Genomic DNA, 25505 nt, shown 5'->3' with positions numbered 1-25505 from the left:
CGCGGGGCGCGAGCAACTCCCACGCACCCGCACACGCGATCGAACAAAAGGCCCCGAGCTACTAGGCGCATAAGCTGTGCTCAAACGCCGGGACACACAAAAGAAGGGGCACACCAGGTGAGCGCGAGCCACAGCGGCAGCGTCGAGCACATGCTGCGCCAGGTCACGCCCGGACGCTACGACGCCTACGAGGCCTTGCTGCGCGCTCTCGCCACTCCCACCTCCGGCCAGGTCTTCATGCTCCTGTGGCACGGCCAGGCCGGCGCCCCGGACGCCCAGTACGGGAACATGGAGGTGGACGGCTTCCCCTACGCCCCCTGCGTGACCTCCGCCCAGGAGCTGTCGGCCAGCGGCTGGAACCGCTCCTACGAGGTGGCCGACGGCCTGGACGTGGCCCGCACCCTCTACCCCGACCACTACGGCCTCTGGCTCAATCCGCACGCGCCGGGCGGCGGCGTCGGCATCCCCTGGGCGGACCTGCGCCGCATCGCCACCGGCCTGGACCGCCAGCCCGCCGGCCCGCTGCGGCTGTCCGAACCCGGCATCGAGATCCCGCAGTTCTACGCCCTGCTCGCGCAGAACGCGCACCGCACCCCCGCGCTGCGCTCGCTGCGCCGCGCCTGGGTGCAGCCCGCGCTCGGGGCGCCCTACCTCGCCATCGGCCTGGACGTGTACGACACCTCGCCCGCCGCGGTCGACTCGGTGCGCGCCATGATGCAGCAGTCCATCGGCGCGGTCCCGGAGGGCCTGCCGGTCTCGACGGTCGCCATGACCGACGACCACGACCCGGTGGTGATGTGGCTGCGGGTCAACGCCCGCCCCTTCTACGACCGCGAGGCGCACGCCCCGGTGCCCCCGCAGCAGCCCCCGCTCCAGGTGCCGGCCCCGCCGCAGGCCCCGGCCGGCGGCTACGGCTATCCGCCGGCGCACGGCGGCTACTGAGCAACTGGGCGCGGTGACAGGTTTGTTGACCGGCCCGCACAATGCACGGGAGAAGAACTCCTCTGCGCGCGTAGACATCGGTCGAACCTCCCGAACCGCGTAGATTCGCCGATCTGCCCCAACTGGCCCGCGTCCGGGGGCCGTTACCCACTGTTCGGATAACGGAATCCCCCGTACTGCATCACGGTTGCGCATACTTTCGCCGCCAGCTCTGGCGGGTGATCACAACGACGCTGAAGACTCGCGACTCAGACACCAGGCCGACGGCCTTGTGATCGATGGCAAGTCGACAAAGCCGCAATCCGCGGCAGGCGCAGGCCGGTCACCACCGGCGAGAGGGGTCGCTCACCGTGACCGCACCGATCGAGACCACCGGGGCGGCAGCCGAGGCGCAGCCGGAGGCTGTGCTGGAGGGTGCCGGTAAGGGGCAGATCGAGGGTCGTTCCCTGGGCCAGATCGCCTGGACCCGGTTCAAGAAGGACAAGGCCGCCGTCGCCGGCGGCGTCATCGTGATCCTGCTGATCCTCCTCGCCGTCCTCTCGCGCCCCATCCAGGCCCTGTTCGGCCTCGACCCCAACGCCTTCCACCAGGACCTGATCACCCCGGACACCTCGCTGCCCACGGGCAGTTGGGGCGGCATGAGCGCGGACCACCCGCTCGGTGTGGACCCGAAGTTCGGCCGGGACATCGCCACCCGCATCCTCGAGGGCTCCTGGGTGTCGCTGGTGGTCGCCTTCGGCGCCACCGTCCTGTCCAACGTCATCGGCGCGATCATGGGTGTCGTCGCGGGCTACTACGGCGGCCGGGTGGACTCGATCATCAGCCGGCTGATGGACACCTTCCTCGCCTTCCCCCTCCTGCTCTTCGCGATCGCCATCTCCGCCACCCTCCAGGGCGGCGCCTTCGGCCTCAACGGCCTGCCGCTCCACCTGAGCGTGCTCATCTTCGTCATCGGCTTCTTCAACTGGCCCTATCTGGGCCGGATCGTGCGCGGCCAGACCCTCGCCCTGCGCGAGCGCGAGTTCGTCGACGCGGCCCGGGGCATGGGCGCCAAGGCGCCGTACATCCTCTTCCGGGAACTGATGCCGAACCTGGTCGGCCCGATCATCGTCTACTCGACGCTGCTGATCCCGACCAACATCATCTTCGAGGCGTCGCTGAGCTTCCTCGGCGTCGGCATCCAGCCCCCGCAGGCGTCCTGGGGCGGCATGCTGCGCGAGGCGGTCACCTATTACCAGGTCGACCCCCAGTACATGATCGTCCCCGGCCTCGCCATCTTCATCACCGTGCTGGCGTTCAACCTGCTCGGCGACGGTCTCCGCGACGCTCTCGACCCGCGCAGCCGCTGACGCCTGCTGCCGAGAGCCCGACAAGTTTTCAATCAATGGAGGGGAAAGCGCCCATCATGCGAAGGTCAGCGCTGGCCGCGATCGCGGCCATCGGCTCCGCCAGCCTGCTTCTTGCGGGTTGCAGCAAGGCCGATGACAACACCAATGAGAACGGCACCAAGTCGGCCGGGGCCAACGCCGCGACCAAGGGCGTCGTGAACGCGTCGGACAAGAAGGGTGGCACGGTCACCTACGAGATGTCCGACGTCCCGGACTCCTTCGACCCGGGCAACACGTACTACGCGTACATGTACAACCTCAGCCGGCTGTACGCCCGTCCGCTGATGACCTTCAAGCCCGGCCCCGGCGACGAGGGCAACACCCTGGTCCCGGACCTCGCGGCGAGCAAGGGTCAGCCGAGCGACGGCGGCAAGACCTGGACGTACAAGCTGCGTCCGGGCCTGAAGTACGAGGACGGCACGCCGATCACCGCGAAGGACGTCAAGTACGCGGTCGAGCGTTCCAACTTCGCGCGTGACGTGCTCTCCCTCGGCCCGAACTACTTCCAGCAGTTCATGGCCGACGGCGACAAGTACAAGGGCCCGTACAAGGACAAGAGCGACAAGGGCCTGTCCTCCATCGAGACCCCGGACGACACCACGATCGTCTTCCACCTGAAGCAGGCCTTCCAGGAGTTCGACTACCTGGTCGCCACCCCGCAGACGGCCCCGGTCCCGAAGGCCAAGGACACCGGCGTCGACTACATCAAGCACATCGTGTCCTCCGGCTCGTACAAGTTCCAGAGCTACGAGGACGGCAAGCAGGCCGTGCTCGTGCGCAACGAGAACTGGGACCCGAAGACCGACCCGCTGCGCAAGCAGCTCCCGGACAAGATCGTCGTCAAGCTGAAGGTCAACCCGGAGACCATCGACCAGGACGTCATGGCGGGCAACGCCATCGACCTGGTCGGCGGCGGTGTCCAGGCCTCCACCCAGGCCGATGTGCTCACCGACCCCGCCAAGAAGGCCAACACGGACAACACCTACGGCGGCCGTCTCGTCTACCTGGCGATCAACACCAAGCTGAAGCCGTTCGACAAGCCCGAGTGCCGCAAGGCCGTGCAGTACGCCATCGACAAGGTCTCGGTGCAGACCGCCGAGGGCGGCCCGGTCCGCGGTGAGATCGCCTCCACCGTCCTGCCCCCGGACATCCCGGGCTACACCAAGGCCGACGCCTACGCCACCAAGGACAACAAGGGCGACATCGCCAAGGCCAAGGACCTGCTGAAGGCCTGCGGCCAGACCTCGATCTCCACCAACATCACGGCCCGTTCGGACCGTCCGCAGGAGATCGACGCCGCCACGGCGATCATCAACTCGCTGAAGAAGGTCGGCATCAACGCCAGCCTCAAGCAGTACCCGTCGGGCAAGTACCTGACCGACTACGCGGGCGTGCCCAACTTCATCAAGAAGCAGAACGTCGGTCTGATCATGATGCAGTGGGGCGCCGACTGGCCCTCCGGCTACGGCTTCCTCCAGCAGATCCTGAACGGCAAGGCGATCAGCCAGTCCGGCAACACCAACCTGTCGCTGTACGACAGCAAGGAAGTCAACGACCTGCTGAGCAAGGCGATCGGCACGCAGGACACCGGCGAGCGCAACAGCCTCTACACCCAGATCGACAAGAAGACCATGGACGACTCCGTCCTCGTCCCGCTGACCTACTTCAAGGTCCTGCTGGGCCGTCCGCAGAACTACACCAACCTGGTTTCCACGGCGGCCTTCAGCGGTCAGTACGACTACCTCAACATCGGCGTCGCGTCGAAGTAGCAGCCCCGGAAGGCAGGTGAAGGCATTGGTGCCCGCGGGCCCCCCGGCCCGCGGGCACCAGCGCCGGCCCCCGTGATCTCGTACATCCTCCGCCGGACGTTCGCGGCAGTGATCCTGCTGCTGGTCGTCTCCGCGGTCACCTTCGCCATCTTCTTCCTGCTGCCGCGACTCGCCGGCCAGACGGCGGACCAGCTGGCACAGCAGTACATCGGCAAGAGCCCGTCGAAGGCGGACATCGCCGCGGTCAAGCACAACCTCGGTCTGGACCAGCCCGTCTACGTCCAGTACTGGCACTTCATCAAGGGGATCGTGGCCGGCGCCACGTACGACCTCGGCCCGACCACGGTGCGCTGCGACGCGCCGTGCTTCGGCTACTCCTTCAAGAACCACCAGGCGGTCTGGCCGGAGCTGACCTCCCGCATCCCGGTCACGGCCTCGCTGGCCGGAGGCGCCGCCGTGCTGTGGCTCCTCTCCGGTGTGGTGGTCGGCGTGATCTCCGCCCTGAAGCCGCGCTCGTTCTTCGACCGCCTCTTCATGGGCGTCGCGCTCGCCGGTGTCTCGCTGCCCATGTTCTTCACGGGCAAGCTGGCGCAGCTGCTCTTCACCGTCCAGATCCCGATCTTCGGGCGCACCTACGTCCCGTTCACGGAGAACCCGGCGCAGTGGGCCAACACCCTCTTCCTGGCCTGGTGCTCGCTCGCCCTGCTGTACTCCGCCATCTACGCCCGGCTGACCCGCTCGGGGATGCTGGAGACGATGAACGAGGACTTCATCCGCACGGCCCGGGCCAAGGGCCTGGTCGAGCGCAGAGTGGTGGTCAAGCACGGACTGCGCTCCGCGCTCACCCCGATCATCACCGTCTTCGGCATGGACCTCGGTCTGCTGCTCGGCGGCGCCGTGATCACCGAGTCCGTGTTCTCGCTGCACGGCATCGGCGAGTACGCGGTGCAGGGCATCACCGACAACGACCTGCCTAAGATTCTGGGCGTGACCCTGCTCGCCGCCTTCTTCGTCGTGATCGCAAACCTTGTGGTGGACGTGCTCTACGCCGCCGCCGACCCGCGGGTGAGGCTCTCGTGACCGAACTCTCCAAGACCGGTGCCGCGACGGGCGAGCCCGCAGCCGACCGGCGTTCCGAAGCCTTCCTGGAGGTCCGCGACCTCAAGGTGCACTTCCCGACCGACGACGGCCTGGTCAAGTCGGTCGACGGGGTCAGCTTCTCGCTGGAGAAGGGCAAGACCCTCGCCATCGTGGGCGAGTCCGGCTCCGGCAAGTCGGTGACCTCGCTGGCCATCATGGGCCTGCACCGGCTCGGCCCGCGCGGCAAGAACGTGCGGATGTCCGGCGAGATCCGGCTGGCCGGCAAGGAACTGGTCTCCGCCTCCCCGGACGAGGTGCGCAAGCTGCGCGGCCGGGAGATGGCGATGATCTTCCAGGACCCGCTGTCCGCGATGCACCCCTACTACAAGGTCGGCGACCAGATCGTCGAGGCGTACCGGGTGCACCACGACGTCAGCAAGAAGGTCGCCCGCGCCCGGGCCATCGAGATGCTCGACCGGGTCGGCATCCCCGAGCCCGCCAAGCGGGTCGACGGCTACCCGCACGAGTTCTCCGGCGGTATGCGCCAGCGCGCCATGATCGCCATGGCCCTGGTCAACAACCCCGAGCTGCTCATCGCGGACGAGCCGACCACCGCCCTCGACGTGACCGTCCAGGCGCAGATCCTCGACCTGATCCGCGACCTGCAGAAGGAGTTCGGCTCCGCGGTCATCATGATCACCCACGACCTGGGTGTGGTCGCCGAGATCGCCGACGAGGTCCTGGTGATGTACGGCGGCCGGTGCGTGGAGCGCGGTCCGGCCGGCGAGGTCTTCGAGGAGCCGCAGCACCCCTACACCTGGGGCCTGCTCGGCTCGATGCCCCGGATCGACCGTGAGACCTCCGAACGGCTCATCCCGGTCAAGGGCCAGCCGCCGAGCCTCATCAACGTTCCCTCGGGCTGCGCCTTCCACCCGCGCTGCCCGTACGCGGACATCCCGAAGGGGAACGTCACCCGCACGGTGCGCCCCGAGCTGGAGCAGGTGAGCGCCGGGCACTGGTCCGCCTGTCACCTCCCGACCGAGGACCGCCAGCGGATCTGGACCGAAGAGATTGCGCCGAAGCTGTGAGTGAGACCAAGAAGACGGACGAGGCCGCGATCCCTCAGCAGGCGTCGGCTTCCCAGGGCTCGGCGGACCGCGAGGTGCTGCTCAGGGTCGAGGGCCTGACGAAGCACTTCCCGATCAAGAAGGGCATCCTGCGGCGCCAGGTCGGCGCCGTGAAGGCCGTCGACGGCATCGACTTCGAGGTGCGCAAGGGCGAGACCCTGGGCGTGGTCGGCGAGTCGGGCTGCGGCAAGTCGACCATGGGCCGGGTCATCACCCGCCTCCAGGACCCGACCGGCGGGAAGATCACCTTCGAGGGCCAGGACATCACCCGGCTGAGCACCGGGCAGCTGCGCCCGCTGCGCCGCGACATCCAGATGATCTTCCAGGACCCGTACGGCTCCCTGAACCCCCGCCACACCATCGGCTCGATCGTCTCGGCGCCCTTCCGGCTCCAGGGCGTGGAGCCGGAGGGCGGGGTGAAGAAGGAGGTCCAGCGGCTCCTGTCCCTGGTCGGCCTCAGCCCCGAGCACTACAACCGCTACCCGCACGAGTTCTCCGGCGGCCAGCGCCAGCGCATCGGCATCGCCCGCGCGCTCGCCCTGAAGCCGAAGCTGGTGGTGGCGGACGAGCCGGTCTCCGCGCTGGACGTGTCGATCCAGGCGCAGGTCGTGAACCTGATGGACGACCTCCAGCAGGAGCTGGGCCTGACCTACGTGATCATCGCCCACGACCTCTCGGTGGTCCGGCACGTCTCCGACCGGATCGCGGTGATGTACCTCGGCAAGATCGTGGAGCTGGCCGACCGCACCTCGCTGTACGAGACGCCGATGCACCCGTACACCAAGGCGCTGATGTCGGCGGTGCCGGTGCCGGACCCGAAGCGCCGGGGGCAGAAGAACGAGCGCATCCTGCTGCGCGGCGACGTCCCGTCCCCGATCGCCCCGCCCTCCGGCTGCCGGTTCCACACCCGCTGCTGGAAGGCGACGGAGATCTGCCGGACGACCGAGCCGCAGCTCGTCGAGCTGAAGCCGGGCCAGCGGGTCGCCTGCCACCACCCGGAGAACTTCGCCGACCAGGCCCCGCAGGACACGGTCCTGCTGTCGGCGGCGAAGGCGGCGTCGGAACTGGTCCCGGACGCGGTCGTCTCCGACGGTTCTGCGGAGACGAAGCCGGCGGCCGCGAAGGCCGTCGCCGAGGCCGCCGACACCGCCCCGGCTCCCGAAGCCGCCGAGGCCGCAGCGGCGGCGGAGGCCACCGAGGAGAAGACCGGCCCCGGCGCGAAGTCCACGGCCGAGAAGGCGACGAAGAAGGCGCCCGGCAAGCCCGCCACCGGGAGCGGCGCGGAGGAGTCGTCCGGCGCGTAGCGCGTGACGACTCGGCCACGTCGCGTACATGCCTGAACGGGAGAGTGCTCATGGCACTCTCCCGTTCGGCATCCGGCTGTCCACACCAGGGAAACCCGCACTCCGACCTGGCTTTGTAAGGTTCAGCCGGTCCTGCGGTAGAGAATGTCGGGGTGCAGCTCCAGCAACTCTTCAGTCCCTCCGTCCAGCACACGCTCGATGTGATCGGGATCTTCGTGTTCGCGATCTCCGGCGCCCTGCTGGCCGTCCGGAAGAACTTCGACGTGTTCGGCATCGCCGTGCTCGCCGAGGTCACCGCGCTGGGCGGCGGGCTGTTCCGGGACCTGGTCATCGGGGCCGTCCCGCCGGCGGCCTTCACGGACCTCGGGTACTTCGTCACCCCGCTGGTGGCCACGCTCGTCGTCTTCTTCCTGCACCCGCACGTGGAGCGCATCCAGGCGGCGGTGCTCGTCTTCGACGCGGCCGGCCTCGGCCTGTTCTGCGTCAGCGGCACGACGAAGGCGTACAGCTACGGCCTCGGCCTGACCGCGTCGGCGACGCTGGGCCTGGCCACCGCCGTCGGCGGCGGTGTGCTGCGGGACGTGCTGGCCAACGAGGTGCCCTCGCTGCTGCGCTGGGACCGCGACCTGTACGCGGTCCCGGCGATCGTGGGCTCCGCGATGGTGGTGCTGTGCATCCGGTACGACATCCTCACCCCGCTCACCAGCGGATTCGCGGCGCTCACGGCGTTCGCGCTGCGGCTGCTCGCGATGCGGTTCCACTGGCGGGCGCCGCGTGCGTGGAACCGGCGCTCGACGGTGACGGAGGAGTAGCGGCGGCCCCGGTGGCGGAGGGGTCCCGCCCCGTGGCGTGGCCCTGGCCCATCTGCTGGGTCAGCCAGCGGAAGACGGTGGTGACCTGCGGGCGCCACAGCGCCATGGTGTGCCCGCCCGCGCCGCGCGGAAGGTGGACCACGCGCACGGTGGTGGGCGCCGCGGCGGCCGACTCCAGCGCCCGGCCCGCCTGGTAGCCGTCGCCGGACTGGCCGGAGAGGTACAGCGCGACCGGCGGCGGGGTGGCCGCCTCGCGCAGCAGCGAACAGGGATTGTTCGCGGCGCGCAGGGCCGGGGTCCGGGCGGTGAGGGAGTCGCGCTCGCCGATCGGGTCGTTGTAGCCGGACATGCTCACCGCGGCCCGGTACCGGTCGGGGTGCGCCACGGCCAGCTTGACCGCACAGTGCCCGCCCGCCGAGTACCCGGCCACCGCCCAGCCGCGCGGGGCCGGCTGGACCCGGAAGTTGTCCTTGACCATCTTGGGCACGTCGATGCTGAGCCAGCTGTCGGCGTTGACCCGGCCGGGGATGTTGGCGCAGCCGGTGTCCACGCCGGCCAGCAGATTGGTGCGCGGGGCGACCAGGACGAACGGTGCCACCCGGCCGTCGCGCATCAGCGGCAGCAGCTGCTCGGCGGCGCGCAGCGAGCCGAACCACGCCTTGGCCGAGCCCGGGTAGCCCGGCAGCAGCTCCACCACCGGGAACGCGTGGTGCCGGTAGGCCGGGTCGTCGTACTGCGGCGGCAGCCAGACGTAGACCTCGGCGTTCACCCCGGAGACGCGGCCCTCGAGCTGGGTGACGCGCACGGGGCCGGCCGCGCGCATGCCGGGTCCGCCGACGGGCCGGAAGCTCTGCCGGACCCTGGGCAGCCGCTGCACCGCGATGCCTCCGGTGCCGTCCCGGCCGAGGTCGGCGGCCCGCCGCACATGGTCGCCGGTGCCGAGCAGGTCGCCCCAGTTGTCGTACAGGTTGTTCTGGTTGTTGACCAGCACGAAGACCAGCGTGACGGCCGTGCCCTGGGCGAACAGCAGCATCAGTACGCGGGCCGCCGCCCGCAGCGGTCTGGGCCCGCGCATCCGTGACCACAGCGCGAGCGGCAGTACCAGGGCGACCACGGACAGCAGGACGGTGGTGCAGAGGAACGGAGTCCCGGTGAGGCTCATGTCCTCATAGAGGGGAATCCGGGGCGGTGGGTTGTGGACGTGTCCGGACACTTGCCGAGAAATTGCCCGATCTTCACCCGGGGAGGAGATCATCGCCGCACCCAAGAAAAGCTACCGCTTAGTATTTACATGTTGTACCGTTCGCGCATGGCAGAAGCAGCTACCGTCCCCGCCTCGCCGGCCGCGATCGGCGACAGCGAGTTCGACCGCGACACCGCGGTCACCCGGCGCGAGCCCGGCGTCTACGACATCGACCTCTCGGCCGGCTGGACCATCATCAGCGCCGTCAACGGCGGCTATCTGCTGGCCGTGCTCGGCCGGGCGCTCGCGGACACCCTCCCGCACCCGGACCCCTTCTCCGTCACCGCCCACTACCTGACCGCCTCGCGGCCCGGCCCGGCGGTCGTCCGCACCGAGACCGTCCGCACCGGCCGCACCCTCTCCACCGGCCAGGCCTCGCTCTTCCAGTACGACGACGAGGGCAACGAGGTCGAACGCATCCGCGTCCTCGCCTCCTACGGCGACCTCGCCGCCCTCCCCGACGACGTCCGTACGACGGCCACCCCGCCGCCGATCCCCCCGCTTCAGCGGTGCTTCGGCCCCGAGGACGGCCCGGCCCCGATCGACGGCAGCAACGCCATCGCCGACCGGCTGATGATCAAGCTGGACCCCGCCACCACCGGCTGGGCCCTCGGCACCCCCTCCGGCAAGGGCGAGATGCGCGCCTGGTTCGGCCTCGCCGACGGCCGCGACGCCGACCCGCTCTCGCTGCTCCTCGCCGTGGACGCCCTGCCGCCCACCGCCTTCGAGCTGGGCCTGAAGGGCTGGGTGCCGACCGTGGAACTCACCGTCCACGTGCGTCAGCGCCCGGCCCCCGGCCCGCTGCGGATCTCGATCACCACCCGCAACCTGGCCGGCGGTTTCCTGGAGGAGGACGCCGAGGTCTGGGACAGCGCCGACCGGCTGGTCGCGCAGTCCCGCCAGCTGGCCAGGGTCAGGCTCGGCTGAGCGGCCGCCGCCCCAGCCAGGCCGCCAGCCGCTCGTAGGCGCCGGCCCCCTCGGGGGCCGGCACCGGCGCGTCGAAGGGGCGGCCCTCCCTGGGCCCCTCCGGCAGCGCCTGCCGCGCGGTGGCCAGCGAGAACTCGGCCAGCTCGGGATCGAGCGCGACGGGCCTGCCGATCGCCTCGGACAGGTCCCAGGTGTGCGCCACGATCTCCATGACGAACGCCGACAGGGCGACCCGCCCGGGGACCTCCCCCCAGGGCACCGTCACCGTCGACGCCATCCGCTCGTCGCTCTCCCACGCCTTCAGCGCCCGCTCCCGGACCTCGTCGTAGGCCCGGGCCCACCCGTCGTCGGGCACGTCGGGGGCGGTCACCGGCTCGCCCCGCTCCGTACCGGCCTCGCCGACGGCGGCGACCCCGCGGGTGCCGCCGACGATGTGGCCGAGCAGCGCGCGCACGTCGTACTCGGCGCACGGGGTGGGCGCGGTCAGCCGCTCGGGGCGCACGGCCGCGATGAGCCGGGCCGCCTGGTCGGTGGCACGGGTGTACAGCGGGCGGGGATCGGTGGTCATGGCGGCCTTCCTTCACACGGGTTGCGGGTGCCCGCGGTGGCGGCCCGGGCGCCTGCGCGCCGGGTCCGCCGCACCGGGGCGGCTCGGGAGTACGCTCCCGCCGAAACCTGACATCCGCCGTCAGGTTTGCCACGGTGGCCCGCCCGGCGGGACCCTGGCGCGGTGAAGTCCGACCGGTTGCTGTCCATCCTGCTGCTCCTGCAGACCCGGGGCCGGGTGCCCGCGCCCGAACTCGCCGAGCGGCTGGAGGTGTCGGTCCGCACCATCTACCGGGACGTCGAGGCGCTGTCCGCCGCCGGGGTCCCGGTCTACGCCGAGCGCGGCCGGCACGGCGGCATCGGGCTCCTCGCCGGCTTCCGCACCGACGTCACCGGGCTGACCGCCGACGAGTCCCGGGCCCTGTTCGTGCTGGCCGCGCAGGGCGCGCACGCCGCGCTCGGCCTGGACGCGGCCCTCGCCTCGGCCCTGCGCAAGGTCATGGCCGCGCTGCCGGCACCGCACCGCCCCGCCGCCGAGGTGACCAGCCGCCGGGTCCTGGTCGACGCCACCCGCTGGAAGAGCGGCCCGGAGCAGGCCGCCGACCTCGCGGTGCTCCAGGACGCGGTCTTCTCCGACCGGCGGCTGAGGCTGCGCTACCGGCACAGCGGGGAGCGGGAGGTGCGGACGTACACCGTCGATCCCTACGGCCTCGTGGCCAAGGCGGGCGTCTGGTACCTGGTCGCCGACCGCCGTGGCCGGCCCCGGCTGTTCCGGGCCGACCGGGTGCGCCGGGCGCGGCTGCTGGACGAGCCCGTACGGCGCCGGCCCGGCGTGGAACTCGCCGTCGTCTGGGAGGAGTTGCGGCGGCGGGTGGAGGAACGGGAGGCCGGGGTCGAGGTCACCGTGCGGGTCCGGCGCGAACGGGCCGACCTGTTCCGGCGGATGGCCGCCGCCGAGCTGACGGCGGAGCCCGAGGACGACGGCGAGAGCCCGTGGGTCACCGCGCGGCTGGCCTACCCGGCGCTCCGGGCGGTACGCCAACTCCTCGCGTTCTCCGACCGGGTGGAGGTCCTGGACCCGCCCGAGGCGCGTGCGGAGCTGGTGGCGGGGGCGCGTGCGGTGCTGGCGCTGTACGGGGAGGCGGGGCCGGGGGAGGACTGAGCGGGGCGGTGCGCGCGGGCGGGGCCGGGTGCCGGGAAGGGCCGAACGGGCCCGGCGCGCGGGGCGGTTCAGTCCAGCCAGTGGGCGCGGCCGAGGGTGATGAGCCGCAGCTGGCGGGTGGCGAGCCGGGTCACCCGCTCCCGCTCGTCCGCGGGGGCCTCCAGCGCCTCCAGGAACAGCGAGGCGGTGATGAGCATCTGGTCGACGTAGAGGTGCGCGAGCATCAGCAGATCGTCCTCGCTCCAGCCCTCGGCCTCCCGGTCCTTGGCCAGTTCGGCCCGCACCTCCTCGGCGAACCGGTGCAGCTGGGCCCGGATGGCCTCCCGCACGGGCTGCACGCCGCCGTGCCGTTCGCGGGCGATGAACCTCACGTGTGCGGGGTACTCGGCCACATGACGGGCGATCAGCTCGACGGCGCGCGCGATGCGTTCCTCGCTGTCTCCCGTGGTGGACACCGTCGTCCGCACCATCGGATGCAGGCTGCCCAGCGCCTCGTCGACCAGGGCCACCCCGAGGTCGGCGGTCGAGCGGAAGTGCCGGTAGAAGGCGGTCGGGGCGACCCCGACGGCCCGGGTGACCTCGCGCAGGCCCAGACTGCTCAGGCTCTGCTCCTCCAGCAGCGCGAGCGCCGCGTCGAGGAACGCCTGCCGGGTCTTCTGCTTCTGGGCCTGCCGGATGCCGAGGGTGTGACTCATGTCATCCAGTTAACAACTGTTCTCCGGAATTGGAAAGCCGCGAGAAGCGCTAGACTCGAACTCAGTGAACAACTGTTACTACAACTGTTCACCCAAACTTCACACCGGCTGAACACGAGGCATACCGGAGGGGGGATTCGATCCCATGCTGTTCCTCGTCGCCGCGCTCATGCTGCTCGGAGTGGTGCTGGGCACCGTGGCCCACGTGCCGCCGGCCGTCAGCGCCGTCCTGGCCGCCGTCATCGCCGTCTGGCTCGGCGTCTTCGCGCTCCGCGAGCGCCACGGCCGCCGCCGCACGTCGTCCGATTGACCGTCACGCCGTCCGACCGACCGTCGCGCAGTCTTTCCGGGAGCTGAGCACCATGCACCTCACCGCACCGGCCCGCACCGGCCGCAGCGACACGCGTCCGCGCGTCAGGGACGCCGACGGCATGGCCGTCGCGTCCTTCATCCTCGGCCTCCTCGGTCTGCTCGTCCTCAACCTCTTCCTCGGCCCGATCGCCATCGCCCTCGCCGCGGCCGCCCTCTGGCGCGGCACGGCCCGCCGGGGCCGCGCCTGCCTGGGCCTCACCCTGGGCATCGCCGACCTGGTGGTCCTGGTGGTGTCGATGGAGGCGACGGGGACGGTGTCCTGGAGCCTGTGAGGAGCGGGACCCCGCCCCGCCGGCCGAGCCGCCCGCCGGGTCCGCGGGACCCGGAGCGGGGCGCGTCCCGGCCAACCCCCCTCGCGGCCCGGCCCGGCCGCGGGGGAGCCGTAGAATCGGCCTCACCATGGCTTACCTCGACCACGCCGCGACCACCCCGATGCTCCCGGAGGCGGCAGAGGCGCTCACCGCCCAGCTGAGCATCACGGGCAACGCCTCCTCCCTCCACGCGTCCGGCCGGCAGGCCCGCCGCACGGTCGAGGAAGCCCGCGAAACCCTCGCGGAAGCGCTCGGCGCCCGCCCCAGCGAGGTCGTGTTCACCTCGGGCGGCACCGAGGCGGACAACCTCGCCGTCAAGGGCCTGTACTGGTCCCGCGTCGCCGCCGACCCCGCCCGCACCCGCGTCCTCGCCAGCCCCGTCGAGCACCACGCCGTCCTCGACGCCGTGCACTGGCTCGGCGAGCACGAGGGCGCCACCGTCGAGTACCTCCCCGTCGACGCCCACGGCCGCGTCCACCCCGAGGCGCTGCGCGAGGCCATCGCCCGCGACCCCGGCGACGTCGCCCTGGCCACCGTGATGTGGGCCAACAACGAGATCGGCACCATCATGCCGGTCCGTGAACTCGCCGACGTCGCGGCCGAGTTCGGCGTCCCGCTGCACGCCGACGCGGTGCAGGCGTTCGGGCAGGTCCCCGTCGACTTCGCCGCCTCCGGCCTCGCCGCCATGACCGTCTCCGGCCACAAGATCGGCGGCCCGTACGGCATCGGCGCCCTGCTGCTCGGCCGTGAGCACACCCCCGTACCCGTCCTGCACGGCGGCGGCCAGGAGCGGCACGTCCGCTCCGGCACCCTCGACGTGCCCGCCGTCGCCTCCTTCGCCGTCGCCGGGCGGCTCGCCGCCGAGCGGCGGGAGCGGTTCGCGCGGGAGGTCGGCGGCCTGCGCGACCGGCTGGTCGACGCCGTGCGCGGCGCCGTACCGGACGCGATCCTCGGCGGCGACCCGGCCCCCGGCGGCCGGCTCCCCGCCAACGCGCACTTCACCTTCCCCGGCTGCGAGGGCGACTCCCTGCTGCTCCTGCTGGACGCCCAGGGCATCGAGTGCTCCACCGGCTCCGCCTGCACCGCGGGCGTCGCCCAGCCCAGCCACGTCCTCCTCGCCACCGGCACCGACCCGGACCTGGCTCGCGGCACCCTGCGCTTCTCCCTCGGCCACACCTCCACCGAGGCGGACGTCGAGGCCGTGGCGAAGGCGATCGGCCCTGCGGTGGAACGCGCCCGCGCGGCCGGCCTCACCTAGCCGTATCGCCCCGCGAGGCCGGGGACGCGGCCGGCGGGGGCTCGGCGCGCTCGTCGCCGACCAGGCGTATGTACCGCTCCCAGTCCCACAGCGGCCCCGGGTCCGTGTGGTCCGTGCCCGGCACCTGGTGGTGCCCGATGATGTGCTCCCGGTCCACGGGGATGCCGTACCGCCCGCATATCGCGGCCGCGAGCCGGGCCGAGGCCGCGTACAGGGCGTCCGTGAAGGACGCGGGATCCTCCACGAAGCCCTCGTGCTCGATGCCGACGCTGCGTTCGTTGTACTGCCGGTTGCCCGCGTGGAAGGCCACGTCCAGCTCGCGGACCAGCTGGGTGATCCGCCCGTCCCGGCGCACGATGTAGTGCGCCGCCGCGCCGTGCCCGGGGTCCTTGAAGGCCCGCACCGCCGACGCGTACCCGCCCTGGGTGACATGGACGACCACCCGGTCCACCGGATAGTCGGCCGGCCGGTCCGCCCGCCGGTAGTTCGCCGCCGAGGCCGCCACCCAGCGCGCGCCCCGGAAGTCCACCGCGCCAGCCGGCCGCGGCTTGTCCACCCCGGGCAGCCGCCACCACGACCGGGACAGCTCCTCGCGGGCCAGCAGCGCCGTGCCCACGGCCGCCGCGACCCCGCCGACCAGCAACGCCCGCCGCCCCAGCCGCCGGTCCCCGTCGCCCGCCGGAGGTCCCGTGCCCGCCCCCGCCGCCGAACCCGAAGTCGCCCCCATGTGACCGTCAACGGACAACCGGCCGGCCGGGTTCCCGCACCCCCGCACGCTCGTTCCCGCGCCCCCGTACCCTGGAAGGGTTATGACTGACACCCCGCAGCGCACCCGCCCCCTCCGCGTCCTCGCCGCCATGTCCGGCGGAGTGGACTCCGCCGTCGCCGCCGCGCGTGCCGCGGAGGCCGGCCACGACGTCACCGGCGTCCACCTCGCGCTCTCCGCGAACCCGCAGTCCTTCCGAACCGGCGCGCGGGGCTGTTGCACCATCGAGGACTCGCGCGACGCCCGCCGCGCGGCCGACGTCATCGGCATCCCGTTCTACGTCTGGGACCTCGCCGACCGCTTCCGCGAGGACGTCGTGGAGGACTTCGTCGCCGAGTACGAGGCCGGCCGCACCCCGAACCCGTGCCTGCGCTGCAACGAGAAGATCAAGTTCGCGGCGCTGCTGGACAAGGCGCTGGCCCTCGGCTTCGACGCGGTGTGCACCGGCCACTACGCCAAGGTGATCGTCAAGGAGGACGGCTCCCGCGAGCTGCACCGCGCCTCCGACATGGCCAAGGACCAGTCGTACGTCCTCGGCGTGCTGGACGACAAGCAGCTCGCGCACGCGATGTTCCCGCTCGGCGACACGGCCACCACCAAGGAGGAGATCCGCGCGGAGGCCGAGCGCCGGGGGCTGGCCGTGGCCAAGAAGCCCGACTCGCACGACATCTGCTTCATCGCCGACGGCGACACCCAGGGCTTCCTGGCCAAGCGGCTCGGCAAGGCCGAGGGCGACATCGTGGACGAGTCCGGCAGCAAGCTGGGCACCCACGAGGGCGCGTACGGCTTCACCATCGGCCAGCGCAAGGGCCTGAGGATCGGCACCCCGGCCCCGGACGGCAAGCCGCGCTACGTCCTGGACATCTCCCCGGTCACCAACACGGTCACCGTCGGCCCGGCCGAGGCGCTGGACGTCACCGCCCTCACCGCGATCCGGCCCCGCTGGTGCGGCACCGCCCCCACCGGTCCCGGCACCTACACCGCTCAGCTCCGCGCGCACGGCGGCGAGACCGAGGTCACCGCCGAATCCGTGGACGGCGAGCTGCGCGTCACCTTCGCCGAGCCGGTCCGCGGCGTCGCCCCCGGCCAGGCGATCGTGCTCTACGACGGCACGCGCGTGGTGGGCTCGGCGACGATCGCGTCCACCACGCGCGCGACGGCGTCGGCGGCGGTCTGAGCCGCACGGGCCGCCCTGTCCTTCCCGGCGGGGCTGCCCGTGTCCTTCTCGGCAGGGCTGCCCCGTGTCCTTCCTGGCGGGGCTACCCCGCGAAGAACTCCGCCAGCACCGGCCCCAGCACATCCGACTCCACCATGTGGGTCTGGCCCGGCAGGACCCGGTACGTGCCCTGCGGCACGGCCTCCGCGACCGCCTGGCCCGCGCGGCGCATCCACTCCGGGCTCGCCCCGCCGGCGAGCGCGAGGACGGGTACGGGGACGCGGGCCAGCAGGTCCCGGGGGAGCAGGCCGTCGGCCATGACGGCGTCGTCGTGGGCGAGGCTGGGCGCGAGCGTCTCCATCCCGGCCCACATCGGGGACTGGCGGGCGCGCTGGATCATCTCCTCGCCGAGACCGGTCTGGCGCAGGAACAGCTCCACCGCGTCCCCGCGCCGGCCCTCGGCCAGCGCCTCGGTCAGCCGCTCCTTGTAGGCCGCCTCGCGCGCGGCGCCGTCCGCCAGGTGGTCGGCGTACGGCACCTCATACACCGCCGCCCTGGTCGCCGGCACCCCCTCGGCCGCCGCGCGCAGCACCAGCGCGCCGCCCGAGGAGACCCCGAACAGCGCCGCGTCGCCGCCCACGGCGTCGACGAGCGCGGCCAGGTCCTCCACCTCGCGGTCGACCGCGTAGGGCGCCGTGCCGCCGCTTTCGCCGCGGCCCCGGCGGTCGTAGACGACGGCCGTGCAGCGCCGCCCGAGGCGCTCGGCCAGGGGCAGCAGGGTGCCGCCGGTGGACATCGCTCCGCTCACCAGGATCACCGTGGGCCCGTGGCCGGTCACGTGGTACGCGAGGGAGGTGCCGTCGCGGGAAGTCGTCTTCTTGTCCATGGCCGTGCAGACTGCCGCACGGCACCCCGCTCACCGGTCACGACACGGCGGTGCCGGGCAGGGTCATGCGACCTCGGTGTCGTAGAAGCAGTAGTGGTCCTTGAGCTCGGCCATCTCGGGCTTGGGCTCGGGGTACGCCCAGACGACGTCGGCCGCGTCCGGCAGCGACCAGTAGGACGCCGTGCCCTTGTAGGGGCAGACGGTGTGCGTGTCGGAGGGGGTCAGCAGATCGAGGCGCACGTCCTCGGCGGGGATGTAGTACCGCACCGGACAGCCCGTCTCGCGCAGTTCCAGCGGACGGTCGGTCTCCGCCAGCACCTGGCCGTCGCGCACCGCGCGCACGTGCCGCTCGCTCTTCTGGATCGTGATCGTGTGTCCATCGGTCATACCGGAACAGCGCCGGACGGGCCGCGCTTCTTCCCGCACGGCGCGGGCACCGTACGGTATAGGCCATGAACATCTGCGTCTTCCTGTCCGCCGCCGACCTCGACGAGCGTTACACGCGTCCCGCGCGCGAGTTCGCGGAACTGATCGGCAAGGCCGGTCACACCCTGGTCTGGGGCGGTTCCGACACCGGTCTGATGAAGGTGGTCGCCGACGGCGTGCAGGAGGCGGGCGGCCGGCTGCTGGGCGTCTCCGTGGAGTTCCTGGCGAACAAGGCGCGGCCCGGCGCCGACGAGATGATCATCGCGGCCGACCTCGCCGAGCGCAAGAAGCTGCTGCTGGAGAAGGCCGACGCCGTGGTGATCATGGTGGGCGGCACCGGCACCCTGGACGAGGCCACGGAGATCCTGGAGCTGAAGAAGCACGGCCGCACCCACAAGCCGGTCGTGCTGCTGAACACGGCCGGGTTCTACGACGGCCTGCGCGAGCAGTTCCGCCGCATGGAGGCCGAGCGCTTCCTGCCCCGCCCGCTGGCCGAGCTGGTCTTCTTCGCCGACGAGCCCGCCGCTGCCCTGGCTTACCTGGAGGAGCAGGCCGCCGGGCACTGATGCGAGCATGGGCCCCATGGCTACTCATGTGATCACCGGGGCCGGTTCCGGCATCGGCGCGGCCGTGGCGCGCCGGCTGCACGCGCGCGGGGACGACCTCGTGCTGCACGCGCGCGACGCGGCCCGCGCCAAGGAGCTGGCGGCGGACTTCCCCGGCGCCCGCACCCTGGTCGGCGACCTCGCGGACCCGGACAGGCTCTCCTGGGCGTTCTCCCACCAGTCGCTCCCGGACCGGGTGGACTCCCTGCTGCACATCGCCGGGGTCGTCGAGCTGGGCGGGGTCGGCGACCTCACCCCGAAGGCATGGCACCACCAGCTGAACGTCAACCTGATCGCCCCGGCCGAGCTGACCCGGCACTTCCTGCCGCAGCTGCGGGCAACCCGCGGCCACGTGGTCTTCGTCAACTCCGGGGCCGGACTGAACGCCCATGCCGGCTGGTCCGGTTACGCCGCCTCCAAGCACGGCCTGAAGGCCCTCGCCGACGCCCTGCGCCAGGAGGAGCACGCGAACGGCGTCCGCGTCACCTCGGTCTACCCCGGCCGCACCGCCAGCCGCATGCAGGCCAAGGTGCACCAGCAGGAGGGCAAGGAGTACGACCCGGAGAAGTGGATGGACCCCGAGTCGGTCGCCACGACGATCCTGATGGCCCTGGACCTGCCGAGGGACGCCGAGGTCAACGACCTGTCGGTGCGCCCCGGCCGCTGACCGGGGGCCCGGCCCGTACCGCTGGGCGCACCGGGCGTACCACTGGGCGTCCCGGGTTCCGTAGGCTTCCCTGGTGAGCGAAAACAGCCAGTTCAGGTTCCCGGGAGCCACCGGCGTCGGCTCCCTGCCCGGCACCGACGCGCGGGAGGCCGCCAAGACCGTCACCGGCAGCTTCGAGGACTTCCCGTTCCTCGCGGAGCTGCCCGCGCGCGGTCCGGGCGCCGACATGATCGGCCGGACCGCCGGGATGCTGGTCGAGCTGTACGCGCGCGTGGAGCCCAGCGGCTGGCGGATCGGGGACCGGCCCGGCCGGGACACCAGGCGGGCGCGGTCCTGGCTGGTGGAGGACCTGGACGCCCTGGAGGAGTTCACCCAGGGCTACGAGGGCGATCTGAAGGTGCAGGCCGTCGGGCCGTGGACACTGGCCGCCGCGCTGGAGCTGAGGAACGGCGAGGCCGCCCTGTCGGACGCCGGTGCCTGCCGGGACCTCGCCGCCTCGCTCGCCGAGGGGCTGCGGCTGCACCTGGCCGAGGTGCGGCGGCGCGTCCCGGGCGCCCGGCTCGTCCTCCAGCTCGACGAGCCCTCCCTGACCTCCGTGCTGCGCGGGCAGGTCCGCACGGCCAGCGGCTACCGCACCCACCGCGCCGTGGACCGGCAGGTCGTGGAGGCCACGCTGCGGGACGTCGTCGCGGCGGCCGGCGGCGGGCCGGTGACCGTGCACTCCTGTGCCCCGGACGTGCCGTTCGCGCTGCTGCGGCGGGCCGGCGCGGCGGCCGTCTCCTTCGACGCCGCGCTGCTCACCGAGCGTGACGACGAGCTGATCGGCGAGGCCGTCGAGGCGGGCACCCGGCTGTTCGCCGGTGTCGTGCCGGGCACGGACGGCCCGTTGTCAGACCCGGCCGGTAGCGTCATGGGTGTCAGGACGCTGTGGCGCAGGCTGGGGCTGCATCCGGGGTTGCTCGCGGAGGCGGTCACGGTGACCCCGGCGTGCGGTCTGGCGGGGGCGTCCCCCGCCTACGCGCGCCGGGCGCTCGCCCACTGCGTCCGGGCGGCGAGATCCCTCGCGGACAACCCTGAGTAACGGAGGACAACACGGTGGCCGGCGACAAGCAAGCGGAGACGACAGCGGTGCCCGCCGAGGCCCGCGAGACCCACGCGCGCCTGGCGGAGCAGATCGAGGAGCACCGCTTCCGGTACTACGTGAAGGACGCTCCCGTCGTCAGCGACGCGGAGTTCGACCGGCTCCTGAAGTCCCTGGAGGACCTGGAGGAGCGCTACCCCGAGCTGCGCACCCCGGACTCGCCCACCCAGAAGGTCGCGGGGTCCTACGAGACGGAGTTCACCGCCGTCGAGCACCGCCAGCGGATGCTGTCGCTGGACAACACGTTCAACGACGAGGAGCTGGCCGCCTGGGCCGACCGCATCGCGCGGGAACTGGGCGACCAGACGTACCACTTCCTGTGCGAGCTGAAGGTGGACGGCCTCGCGGTCAACCTCACCTACGAGAAGGGCCGGCTGACCCGCGCGGCCACCCGCGGCGACGGCCGCACCGGCGAGGACATCACGCCGAACGTGCGCACCATCGCGGAGATCCCGGACCGCCTGGGCGGCGCGGAGGTGCCCGACCTGGTGGAGATCCGCGGCGAGGTCTACTTCCCGATGGAGAAGTTCCTCGAACTGAACGAACGCCTGGTCGCCGCCGGTGACAAGCCGTTCGCCAACCCCCGCAACGCCGCCGCCGGTTCGCTGCGCCAGAAGGACCCGAGAGTCACCGCGACCCGCCCGCTGCACATGGTGGTGCACGGCATCGGCGCCCTGGAGGGCTTCACCGGCCTGACCCGGCTCTCCCAGGCGTACGACCTGCTGAAGACCTGGGGCCTGCCCACCTCGCCGCACAACCGCGTGGTCGACGGCCTGGACGGGGTGCGCGAGTTCATCGCGTACTACGGCGAGAACCGGCACTCCGTCGAGCACGAGATCGACGGTGTCGTGGTCAAGCTGGACGAGATCCGCCTCCAGGGGCGGCTCGGCTCCACCGCGCGGGCGCCGCGCTGGGCGATCGCCTACAAGTACGCGCCGGAGGAGGTCAACACCAAGCTGGTCGACATCAAGGTGGGTGTCGGCCGCACCGGCCGGGTCACGCCGTACGCCCAGGTGGAGCCGGTCACGGTGGCGGGCAGCGAGGTGGAGTTCGCCACCCTGCACAACCAGGAGGTCGTCAAGGCCAAGGGCGTCCTCATCGGGGACACCGTCGTGCTGCGCAAGGCCGGTGACGTCATCCCGGAGATCCTCGGCCCGGTGGTGGACCTGCGGGACGGCGGCGAGCGGGAGTTCGTGATGCCGGGCACGTGCCCGGAGTGCGGCACGCCGCTGCGGCCGATGAAGGAGGGCGACGTCGACCTGCGCTGCCCGAACGCCCGTACCTGTCCGGCCCAGTTGCGCGAGCGGGTGTCGTATCTGGCGGGCCGCGAGTGCCTGGACATCGAGCACTTCGGCGCGGTGGCCGCCGCCGCGCTGACCCGGCCGCTGGAGCCCGCCGACCCGCCGCTGGTGGACGAGGGCGACCTGTTCGACCTCACGGTGGAGAAGCTGCTGCCCATCAAGGCCCATGTGCTGGACCCGGACAGCGGACTGCCCAAGCGCGACCCCAAGACCGGTGAGGAGAAGGTCGTCACGGTCTTCGCCAACCAGAAGGGCGAGCCGAAGAAGAACACCCTCGCCCTGCTGGCGAACATCGAGGCGGCCAAGTCCCGTCCGCTGGCCCGCTTTCTGAACGGGCTGTCCATCCGGCACGTGGGGCCGGTCGCCGCGCAGGCCCTCGCGCGCGAGTTCCGCTCCGTCGACCGCATCGAGCAGGCGACCGAGGAGGAGCTGGCGGCCACCGACGGCGTCGGCCCGATCATCGCCGCCGCGCTCAAGGAGTGGTTCGCCGAGGACTGGCACCGCGAGATCGTCCGCAAGTGGAAGGCCGCCGGGGTGCCGCTGGAGGACGAGGCGTCCGGCGAGGACGAGGGGCCGCGCCCGCTGGAGGGGCTCACGGTCGTCGTCACCGGCACGCTGGAGCACCACACCCGGGACGGCGCCAAGGAGGCACTGCAGAGCCGGGGCGCGAAGGTGACCGGTTCCGTTTCGAAAAAGACATCTTTCGTCGTTGTGGGCGACAACCCCGGATCGAAATATGACAAGGCCATGCAGCTGAAGGTCCCTGTTCTGAACGAGGACGGTTTCGGCGTCCTGTTGGAGCAGGGCCCCGAAGCCGCGGCCGAAGTCGCGCTTCCGACCGAGGAGTAGCGGTTGAAGGCCACCCGATCGGCGCATATCAGTTGCATACGGGTGGCCCGGGCACATTCGGGCAACCGTCGGAGACCGCTGCCCGTGGAAGCCTTCCGCGGCCTACTGTTGAGGTGTGCGCCCGCCGTGCCCGGCTGCGGCTGGGGCAGCTCCGTGCCCTCGACAGGCCCGGGGAGGGTTTCTTCGACGCGGAGCCGCTGATGGTTGACGGGCATCGGGCCGCGTGGCGTGGGCACCGCCGGCTGTGAGAGGGACGGGAATGGAACCGACCGAGAGCGCCGCCCCCGACGCACGGCTGCGCCCGCGCCGCCGCGCCGGGGCCTGGCGCGAGAACCGGTGGACCGGGTGGACCGAGGGCCGTACGGGAGTGCGGCCGCGCCCCGTCACCCCGCGCCCCGCCGGCCCGCTCGCGGCCCCCGCGCCCGCCGCCCCGCTGCCACCGGCCGCCGGACCCGCTTCCGGCCTGGCCGGCGCCGGCACCGACCGGCACCCGTCCTGGCCGGCGCTGCCCGCCGCCGTCGTCGCCGCCGCGGGCTTCGCCCTGGGCGCCGGGTTCTACCGCGCCTGCGTCGGCCACCACGCCCTCTTCCCGAACGGCACGGTCGGCTGGGCGCTGGCCCTGCTCACCGGCGTCATCGTCGGCCACCTCGTCATGCTGGGCCGCGCCCGCTGGTGGGGCGGCACCGGCTCGGGCGCCGCCCTCACCCTCGCCGTCCTGCTGCTGTACGGCTGGGTGCCGGCCGGACTGGTCAGCCTCACCGTCGTCGTCCTGGTCGGCATCGCCCGCCGGCACCGCTGGCGCCAAGGGGTGCTGCACGGCGCGGTGGACATCCTCGGCATCGGCGTCGGCGCCCTGCTGCTCGGCGCGTTCGGCCGGGTCCCGAGCGTGGAGGCCCCCTGGCGGCCCGACAACTGGAGCATCGCCACCGCCCCCGAGGTCGTCCTGGTCGCGGTCGCCTACCTGGCCGTCAGCCGCGGCCTGCTGTGGTACCTGAACGCGCCGCGCGACGGCGGGCTGCCCACCATCGCCCGCACCGCCGTGGTCAGACAGGGCCTGGTCGCCGTCGCGCTGCTCGGCATCGCACCGCTGCTGTGCGTCGTCGCCGACGCCGAGCCGATCCTGCTCCCGCTCTTCGCCATCCCGCTCATCGCCCTGGACTCCACGCTGTGGATGGCCCGCGCCCGCGCCGAGGAGCAGCTGCGCGACCCGCTGACCGGGCTGCCCAACCGCCAGTGGCTGCTGGACCGCATCTGGACCGCGCTGGACGACGCCGACCGCATCGGGGCGCGCGCCGCGCTCATGCTGATCGACCTCGACCGTTTCCGCTCGGTGAACGACACGCTCGGTCATCTGGCCGGTGACCGGCTGCTGCTCCAGATCGCCGACCGGCTGCGGCTCGCCCTGCCGCGCGGGGCCGAGGCCGCCCGGCTCGGCGGTGACGAGTTTGCTGTGTTACTCCCCGTCGCCGACTCCACCACGTCGGCGACGCGCGTTGCCCGCGGTCTCGTCACCGCCCTCAGCTCCCCGCTCGACCTGGACGGCCTCACCCTCGTCCTGGAGGCCAGCGCCGGAGTGGCCGTCTTCCCCGATCACGCCCTCGACGCCGAGGGGATGCTGCGCCGCGCCGACGTCGCCATGTACCAGGCGAAGCGGGACCGCACCGGCGTCGAGGTCTACGAGTCCAAGCGGGACTCCAACACCCCCGACCGCCTCGGCCTCCTCGGCGATCTGCGCCGGGCCCTCGACGCGCACGAGGTTCAGCTGCACTACCAGCCCAAGGTCCGCTTCGACGGACAGGTGGCGGGCCTGGAGGCGCTGGTCCGCTGGGTCCACCCCGAGCGCGGCAAGGTGCCGCCGGACGAGTTCATAGCGATAGCCGAGTCCTCCGGGCTGATGCCCCACCTCACCGAGTACGTCCTGGAGACCGCCCTCGGCCAGGTCGCCCGGTGGCGCGCCCAGGGCCTGCGGGTCCCGGTCGCGGTCAACGTCTCCCCGCGCGACGTCCACACCCCCGGCTTCGCCGGCTCCGTCGCCGCCCGGCTGGCCCGGCACGGGGTCCCGGCCGGGGCGCTCCAGCTGGAGATCACGGAACACGTGCTGCTGGAGGACCCGCAGCGGGCCGCCGACACCCTCGCCGGGCTCACCGGGCACGGCGTGAAGATGTCCCTGGACGACTTCGGCACCGGGTACTCGTCCCTGGTGCACCTGCGGCGGCTGCCGGTCAGCGAGCTGAAGATCGACCGCTCCTTCGTGGCCCGGCTCGCCGTCGACACCGAGGACGCCGAGATCGTCCGCTGCACGGTGGACCTGGCCCATTCGCTGGGCCTGCTGGTCGTCGCCGAGGGCGTGGAGGACGACGAGACCTGGGAGCGGCTGCGGGACCTGGGCTGCGACGCGGTGCAGGGCTGGCTGGTCGCCGCGGCGATGCCGCCCGACGAGACCACGGCCTGGCTGCGGGCCCGCGGCTCCCGGGGCTGGCAGCGCCCGACCCCGGCCCTGCCGGCTGCGGAGTAGCCCCCCCCGCGGGCCCCGGCCCGGGCGCGTGTCACCGCGCGGAATCCGGGCTCTCCGGCGCGGCCTCGCCCCGGCGGACGCGCCGGAGGCGGCGGCAGTGGCCGGAGGTAGGAGCTGGACGACAACCACCTCCTGAAGGGCGCGGCCTGGGGCGGCCGGCGCCGCTGAGGCGGGCCCCGCAGGAAACCGTTTCACGGGCACGGTGCCCCGCCCCATAGGATTGGGCCCAAACCACACACACTCACCCCAGAGGATCG

At 72.3% G+C, this 25505-nt stretch carries 24 protein-coding genes; 18 read left to right on the top strand and 6 right to left on the bottom strand.

Going from position 1 to position 25505, the window contains the following annotated elements:
* Positions 1-150 precede the first annotated feature (150 nt).
* The 7 genes from ACSURM_RS11805 (at position 151) to ACSURM_RS11775 (ending at position 8422) form a co-directional block, all read left to right on the top strand.
* On the top strand, positions 151-942 hold the full coding sequence (locus ACSURM_RS11805) for an enhanced serine sensitivity protein SseB C-terminal domain-containing protein (protein ID WP_436961045.1): 792 nt from the start codon (positions 151-153) through the stop codon (positions 940-942).
* 350 nt (positions 943-1292) lie between these two features.
* A complete protein-coding gene (locus tag ACSURM_RS11800; RefSeq protein WP_436954956.1) occupies positions 1293-2291 on the top strand; it encodes an ABC transporter permease in 999 nt (332 codons plus the stop codon).
* 35 nt (positions 2292-2326) lie between these two features.
* Entirely contained in the window at positions 2327-4099 is a 1773-nt protein-coding gene (locus tag ACSURM_RS11795; protein WP_436954955.1) for an ABC transporter substrate-binding protein, read from the top strand.
* Between the two features lie 72 nt (positions 4100-4171).
* Entirely contained in the window at positions 4172-5179 is a 1008-nt protein-coding gene (locus ACSURM_RS11790) for an ABC transporter permease (RefSeq protein ID WP_436954953.1), read from the top strand.
* Positions 5176-6267 (top strand): ABC transporter ATP-binding protein, encoded by a 1092-nt coding sequence (locus tag ACSURM_RS11785; protein WP_436954952.1) that lies wholly within the window; start codon positions 5176-5178, stop codon positions 6265-6267. The genes ACSURM_RS11790 and ACSURM_RS11785 overlap by 4 nt, the downstream gene beginning before the upstream one ends.
* Entirely contained in the window at positions 6264-7610 is a 1347-nt protein-coding gene (locus tag ACSURM_RS11780; RefSeq protein ID WP_436954951.1) for an ABC transporter ATP-binding protein, read from the top strand. The genes ACSURM_RS11785 and ACSURM_RS11780 overlap by 4 nt, the downstream gene beginning before the upstream one ends.
* Positions 7611-7762: 152 nt before the next feature.
* The gene (locus ACSURM_RS11775; protein ID WP_436954950.1) at positions 7763-8422 is read left to right on the top strand and encodes a trimeric intracellular cation channel family protein; all 660 of its coding nucleotides are present in this window, start codon (positions 7763-7765) and stop codon (positions 8420-8422) included.
* Here the strand turns inward: ACSURM_RS11775 and ACSURM_RS11770 are convergent.
* Positions 8331-9584: an alpha/beta hydrolase gene (locus ACSURM_RS11770; protein ID WP_436954949.1), complete on the bottom strand. Its 1254-nt coding sequence runs from the start codon at positions 9582-9584 to the stop codon at positions 8331-8333. The genes ACSURM_RS11775 and ACSURM_RS11770 overlap by 92 nt on opposite strands.
* Before the next feature lie 147 nt (positions 9585-9731).
* Here ACSURM_RS11770 and ACSURM_RS11765 point away from each other — a divergent pair, with 147 nt between their 5' ends.
* Positions 9732-10592 (top strand): thioesterase family protein, encoded by an 861-nt coding sequence (locus ACSURM_RS11765; protein ID WP_436954948.1) that lies wholly within the window; start codon positions 9732-9734, stop codon positions 10590-10592.
* On the opposite strand, the gene ACSURM_RS11760 is transcribed toward ACSURM_RS11765, so the two are convergent.
* Positions 10579-11160, bottom strand: coding sequence for a TIGR03086 family metal-binding protein (locus ACSURM_RS11760; protein WP_436954947.1), 582 nt, complete (start codon positions 11158-11160; stop codon positions 10579-10581). The two genes, ACSURM_RS11765 and ACSURM_RS11760, sit on opposite strands and share 14 nt — an antisense overlap.
* A 162-nt stretch (positions 11161-11322) precedes the next feature.
* Between ACSURM_RS11760 and ACSURM_RS11755 the strand changes: the two genes are divergently transcribed.
* Complete coding sequence (locus ACSURM_RS11755; protein WP_436954946.1) at positions 11323-12300, top strand: helix-turn-helix transcriptional regulator; 978 nt, start codon at positions 11323-11325, stop codon at positions 12298-12300.
* Between the two features lie 68 nt (positions 12301-12368).
* On the opposite strand, the gene ACSURM_RS11750 is transcribed toward ACSURM_RS11755, so the two are convergent.
* Positions 12369-12995, bottom strand: a complete 627-nt coding sequence (locus ACSURM_RS11750) for a TetR family transcriptional regulator (RefSeq protein WP_436954944.1) — start codon at positions 12993-12995, stop codon at positions 12369-12371.
* 145 nt (positions 12996-13140) lie between these two features.
* Between ACSURM_RS11750 and ACSURM_RS11745 the strand changes: the two genes are divergently transcribed.
* The 3 genes from ACSURM_RS11745 (at position 13141) to ACSURM_RS11735 (ending at position 14936) form a co-directional block, all read left to right on the top strand.
* On the top strand, positions 13141-13305 hold the full coding sequence (locus ACSURM_RS11745; protein ID WP_189998400.1) for a hypothetical protein: 165 nt from the start codon (positions 13141-13143) through the stop codon (positions 13303-13305).
* A 52-nt stretch (positions 13306-13357) separates the two neighbouring features.
* On the top strand, positions 13358-13639 hold the full coding sequence (locus ACSURM_RS11740; RefSeq protein WP_436954942.1) for a DUF4190 domain-containing protein: 282 nt from the start codon (positions 13358-13360) through the stop codon (positions 13637-13639).
* Between the two features lie 127 nt (positions 13640-13766).
* A complete protein-coding gene (locus tag ACSURM_RS11735; RefSeq protein WP_436954941.1) occupies positions 13767-14936 on the top strand; it encodes a cysteine desulfurase family protein in 1170 nt (389 codons plus the stop codon).
* On the opposite strand, the gene ACSURM_RS11730 is transcribed toward ACSURM_RS11735, so the two are convergent.
* Positions 14929-15663 (bottom strand): N-acetylmuramoyl-L-alanine amidase, encoded by a 735-nt coding sequence (locus ACSURM_RS11730; RefSeq protein ID WP_436954940.1) that lies wholly within the window; start codon positions 15661-15663, stop codon positions 14929-14931. The genes ACSURM_RS11735 and ACSURM_RS11730 overlap by 8 nt on opposite strands.
* 82 nt (positions 15664-15745) lie before the next feature.
* Here ACSURM_RS11730 and mnmA point away from each other — a divergent pair, with 82 nt between their 5' ends.
* A complete protein-coding gene (gene mnmA / locus ACSURM_RS11725) occupies positions 15746-16879 on the top strand; it encodes a tRNA 2-thiouridine(34) synthase MnmA (protein ID WP_436954939.1) in 1134 nt (377 codons plus the stop codon).
* 82 nt (positions 16880-16961) lie between these two features.
* Here mnmA and ACSURM_RS11720 read toward each other — a convergent pair whose 3' ends face one another.
* Both ACSURM_RS11720 and ACSURM_RS11715 read right to left on the bottom strand, forming a co-directional pair.
* A complete protein-coding gene (locus ACSURM_RS11720; protein WP_436954937.1) occupies positions 16962-17744 on the bottom strand; it encodes an alpha/beta fold hydrolase in 783 nt (260 codons plus the stop codon).
* A 63-nt stretch (positions 17745-17807) separates the two neighbouring features.
* The gene (locus tag ACSURM_RS11715) at positions 17808-18131 is read right to left on the bottom strand and encodes a DUF427 domain-containing protein (protein ID WP_436954936.1); all 324 of its coding nucleotides are present in this window, start codon (positions 18129-18131) and stop codon (positions 17808-17810) included.
* Positions 18132-18196: 65 nt separating this feature from the next.
* Between ACSURM_RS11715 and ACSURM_RS11710 the strand changes: the two genes are divergently transcribed.
* From ACSURM_RS11710 to ACSURM_RS11690, 5 genes are all read left to right on the top strand, one after another.
* The gene (locus ACSURM_RS11710) at positions 18197-18736 is read left to right on the top strand and encodes a TIGR00730 family Rossman fold protein (protein WP_436954935.1); all 540 of its coding nucleotides are present in this window, start codon (positions 18197-18199) and stop codon (positions 18734-18736) included.
* Between the two features lie 7 nt (positions 18737-18743).
* Complete coding sequence (locus ACSURM_RS11705; protein WP_436954934.1) at positions 18744-19442, top strand: SDR family oxidoreductase; 699 nt, start codon at positions 18744-18746, stop codon at positions 19440-19442.
* 73 nt (positions 19443-19515) lie between these two features.
* Positions 19516-20523 (top strand): methionine synthase, encoded by a 1008-nt coding sequence (locus tag ACSURM_RS11700; protein WP_436954933.1) that lies wholly within the window; start codon positions 19516-19518, stop codon positions 20521-20523.
* A gap of 14 nt (positions 20524-20537) precedes the next feature.
* Positions 20538-22733 carry an NAD-dependent DNA ligase LigA gene (gene ligA / locus ACSURM_RS11695; RefSeq protein ID WP_436954932.1) on the top strand — a complete coding sequence of 732 codons (2196 nt, stop codon included), beginning with the start codon at positions 20538-20540 and terminating at the stop codon, positions 22731-22733.
* A gap of 259 nt (positions 22734-22992) precedes the next feature.
* The gene (locus ACSURM_RS11690) at positions 22993-25248 is read left to right on the top strand and encodes a putative bifunctional diguanylate cyclase/phosphodiesterase (protein ID WP_436954931.1); all 2256 of its coding nucleotides are present in this window, start codon (positions 22993-22995) and stop codon (positions 25246-25248) included.
* Positions 25249-25505 lie beyond the last annotated feature (257 nt).

It is taken from the genome of Streptomyces sp. SudanB182_2057 (genome assembly GCF_964272715.1).
Lineage (GTDB): Bacteria > Actinomycetota > Actinomycetes > Streptomycetales > Streptomycetaceae > Streptomyces > Streptomyces rubradiris.
The sequence above is the reverse complement of the archived record's forward strand: the minus strand, read 5'-3'. Positions and strand labels throughout refer to the sequence as shown.